The sequence below is a fragment of the Streptomyces otsuchiensis genome, assembly GCF_004305975.1.
Classification (GTDB): Bacteria; Actinomycetota; Actinomycetes; order Streptomycetales; family Streptomycetaceae; genus Streptomyces; species Streptomyces otsuchiensis.
The window spans coordinates 1-3,608 of record NZ_BHZI01000417.1 but is presented as its reverse complement, the minus strand read 5'-3'; the positions used below and the strand labels follow the sequence as shown (position 1 = coordinate 3,608).

Genomic DNA, 3,608 nt, shown 5'->3' with positions numbered 1-3,608 from the left:
ACGCACCACCAGGAGCCGCCACCCGTGCCGCACCACACCCCCGACCCCGGGCCACGCGCCCACCCGGTGGTCAACCCCGCCACCGAGGAGACGATCGCCACCGTACCCGAGACCTCACCGCGGGAGGTGGACCACGCCGTCACCCGGGCCGCCGCCGCCCAGCGCCGCTGGGCCGGGCTCGCGCCCGCCGACCGCGCCCGGCTGCTGCGCCGCTTCGCCGCCGAGGTCGACACCCACCTGGAGGAACTCGCGGCGCTGGAGACCCGCGAGGCCGGCCACCCGCTGGCCAACTCCCGCTGGGAGGCGGGCAACGTCCGTGACGTGCTGGAGTACGCGGCCGGGGGAGTGGAACGACTCGCCGGCCGGCAGATCCCGGTCGCCGGTGGCGTCAACCTCACCTTCGCCGAACCGCTGGGGGTCGTCGGCGTCATCGCCCCCTGGAACTTCCCCATGCCCGTCGCGGGCTGGGGCAGCGCCCCCGCGCTCGCCGCCGGCAACGCCGTCCTGCTCAAGCCCGCCGAGACGACCCCGCTGACGGCGCTGCGCCTGGCCGAACTGGCCCTGGCCGCAGGGCTGCCCGAGGACCTGTTCCAGGTCCTGCCCGGCGCCGGCGACGTCACCGGTGAGGCGCTGGTGGACCACCCCGGCGTCGCCAAGATCGTCTTCACCGGATCCACTGCGGTCGGCCGGCGCATCATGGCCCGCTGCGCCGCCACCACCAAGCGGCTCACCCTCGAACTCGGCGGCAAGAGCCCCAACATCGTCTTCGCCGACTCCGACCTGGAACGGGCCGCGGCCACCGCCCCCGGCTCCTTTCTCGACAACACCGGCCAGGACTGCTGCGCGCGCACCCGCATCCTGGTCGAGGACAGCTGCTACGACCGGTTCCTGGAACTGCTGGAGCCAGCCGTCCTCGCACTGCGGGCCGGAGACCCGACCGACCCCGCCACCGACCTCGGCCCGCTGATCTCGGCCGGGCACCGTGAACGGGTGCGTGCCCTGGTGCCCGAGACCACCCCGGCCGCCGTTCGCGGAGCCGTCCCCGACGGCCCCGGCTACTGGTACCCGGCCACCGTCCTGGAGGCGCACAGCGCTCCCCGGCGCGCCCTGACCGAGGAGGTGTTCGGGCCGGTGGCCGTCGTCACCCGGTTCACCGGCGAGGCGGACGCCGTGCGCCAGGCCAACGCCACCGACTACGGCCTCGCCGGCTCGCTGTGGACCCGGGATGTCGGCCGCGCGCTGCGGGTGTCCCGGGCGGTCGCCGCCGGCAACCTCTCCGTCAACTCCCACAGCGCCGTCCGCTACGCGACCCCCTTCGGCGGCTTCAAGCAGTCCGGGCTGGGGCGGGAACTCGGCCCCGACGCCCTCACCGCCTTCACCGAGACCAAGAACGTCTTCATCAGCACCGAGGAGCCCTCGTGACCGACCAGCCGAACCACCAGCCGACGGGCGAGCCGACCGACCACGGCCAGGACGGTGACCGGCAGCCCGTCTGCCGGCGGCTGGTGGGCCGCACCGCCGTCGTCACCGGAGCCGGCAGCGGCATCGGACTGGCGACCGCCCGGCGGTTCGCATCCGAGGGGGCCCACGTGGTGTGCGCCGACATCGACGCCGACGCCGGCGAGGCCGCCGCGCGGGAGACCGGCGGGCTGTTCGTGCGGACCGACGTCACCGACGCGGAGCAGGTGGCGGCGCTCTTCGAGACCGCGCACCGCACCTACGGCTCGATCGACGTCTCCTTCCACAACGCCGGGATCTCGCCGCCCGACGACGACTCCATCCTCACCACCGGCATCGACGCCTGGGAGCGGGTGCAGCTCACCAACCTCACCTCGGTGTACCTCTGCTGCCAGGCCGTGCTGCCCTACATGCGCGAACAGCGCCGCGGCTCGATCATCAACACGGCCTCCTTCGTCGCCGTGATGGGCGCGGCCACCTCGCAGATCAGCTACACCGCCTCCAAAGGAGGCGTACTGGCGATGTCCCGGGAACTGGGCGTCCAGTTCGCCCGCGAGGGCATCCGCGTCAACGCCCTGTGCCCCGGGCCGGTCAACACCCCTTTGCTGAAGGAGCTGTTCGCCAAGGACCCCGAGCGCGCGGCGCGCCGCCTGGTGCACGTTCCGGTCGGCCGGTTCGCCGAACCCGAGGAGATCGCGGGCGCCGTCGCCTTCCTCGCCAGTGACGACGCCGGCTTTGTGAACGCCTCGAACTTCCTGGTCGACGGCGGGATCTCGGGCGCCTACGTCACTCCGCTGTAACCGCCGCAGGAGTACCGGTACCGGCCGGCACCGGCCGGTACCGGTACACACACCGGGCTCCGCCGCTAGGCTGCACGGGTGAGTATGACGATGCCTCCCGGCTGGTACCCCGACCCGGGGTTCGCGGGCAACGGGCCCGCGCCCGAACGCTGGTGGGACGGGACCAACTGGACCGGGCAGACCCGGGACACCGCGGCCGGGGACGCGCCCGCAGCGCCGGATCCGCCCGCCACCGACGTCCCCGCCCCCGGCGAGGACCCGGCCTCCGGAACCAAGGACGCGGGAGCGGCGGGGACGGCGTCGCGCCGTCGCACCGCGGCCGTCGCCGGCGGCGCCGCGGTGGCCGCCGCCCTCGTCATCGCCGCGCTGCTGATGGGTGGCACCACCGCACCGGACGACTCGGCCGCCGATCCCGCCGACCGGACCGGCGAGTCCACCGACGGCGCCGACGAGGACACCGGCAGCGACGACGACGCCGAGGACGAGAACCGGCCGGACGGTGACGAACCGCCCGCCGCCGGAACCGACTTCACACGCTGGACCAGCACCGGCCTGGCCGGAGCCACCCTGCCCGTACCCGACGGATGGACCGAACGCTCCATCGACGGGGTCTCCGTGACCGACGCCGAGTACCCCTGCCCCAACGACTCCGAACGCACCTGCGTGCGCGCCGGCGCCTTCATGATCCCCGGCGGAGCCGAGAGCGACCCGCGCGCCGCCGCGCACCGCGACGTCATCGAACACACCGAGGTCTCCTTTCCCGACGACGCCTACGGCGGCATCACCGACCACCGCGAGGAACTCTCCGAGGAGGTCACGGTCGCCGGTACCACCGGCCACCGCGTCCGCCGCTGGCTGGAGACCGGCGCCGGGACGCAGGCGTACGCCGAGACGGTCGCCTTCCCCGCCCCCGACGGCTCGGGGACGATGCTGCTGCTGCGCCTCGGCTGGAGCGCCGACGCCGACGGCCCCGGTCAGCCCCTGATGGAGGCGCTGGTCGAGGGCGTGCGTCCCGCCACCGGGGAAACGCCCGGTACCGATGTGTGAACGTTCGACCGTAGAGTGACCACAGCCGCGGAGGCTGACAGCCGGTGACGGGTGAGCAGGGGGCAGAGGGATGAGCACCGAGCACGGCTCGTACGCGGCCCACCGCCCGCGTCCCGCCGGTCCGCCCGTGCCGCACATGAGCAAGCCGCCGCTCCCACCGGGGGCAACCGCACGGCCCAAGGCGCCACCGCCGCACCGCCCTTCGCCGGCGGTCCCCTCGCACGGCACCGTCCCGCCGCACGGCACCCTCCCGCCGCACGGCACCCTGCCGCCCCGTGGGGCCGGCACCCTCGCCCTCGATCA

General features: G+C 74.5%; 3 protein-coding genes and 1 pseudogene. All 4 read left to right on the top strand.

Annotated features, from left to right (window positions below; all coding sequences use genetic code 11):
- Positions 1 to 24 precede the first annotated feature (24 nt).
- Positions 25 to 1,422 carry an aldehyde dehydrogenase family protein gene (locus E0D90_RS24515; RefSeq protein WP_130800132.1) on the top strand — a complete coding sequence of 466 codons (1,398 nt, stop codon included), beginning with the start codon at positions 25 to 27 and terminating at the stop codon, positions 1,420 to 1,422.
- Between the two features lie 80 nt (positions 1,423 to 1,502).
- Positions 1,503 to 2,258 carry a 3-oxoacyl-ACP reductase gene (locus tag E0D90_RS24510; RefSeq protein ID WP_227870478.1) on the top strand — a complete coding sequence of 252 codons (756 nt, stop codon included), beginning with the start codon at positions 1,503 to 1,505 and terminating at the stop codon, positions 2,256 to 2,258.
- Positions 2,259 to 2,342: 84 nt separating this feature from the next.
- Positions 2,343 to 3,305 (top strand): DUF2510 domain-containing protein, encoded by a 963-nt coding sequence (locus tag E0D90_RS24505; RefSeq protein ID WP_227870477.1) that lies wholly within the window; start codon positions 2,343 to 2,345, stop codon positions 3,303 to 3,305.
- A gap of 70 nt (positions 3,306 to 3,375) precedes the next feature.
- A pseudogene (locus E0D90_RS28150) lies at positions 3,376 to 3,608 on the top strand (hypothetical protein); the annotation flags it as partial.

Bases quoted from the DNA above. Each gene is read 5' to 3' on its own strand.
- E0D90_RS24505 (WP_227870477.1), top strand. From the start codon at position 2,343: ATGACGATGCCTCCCGGCTGGTACCCCGACCCGGGGTTCGCGGGCAAC.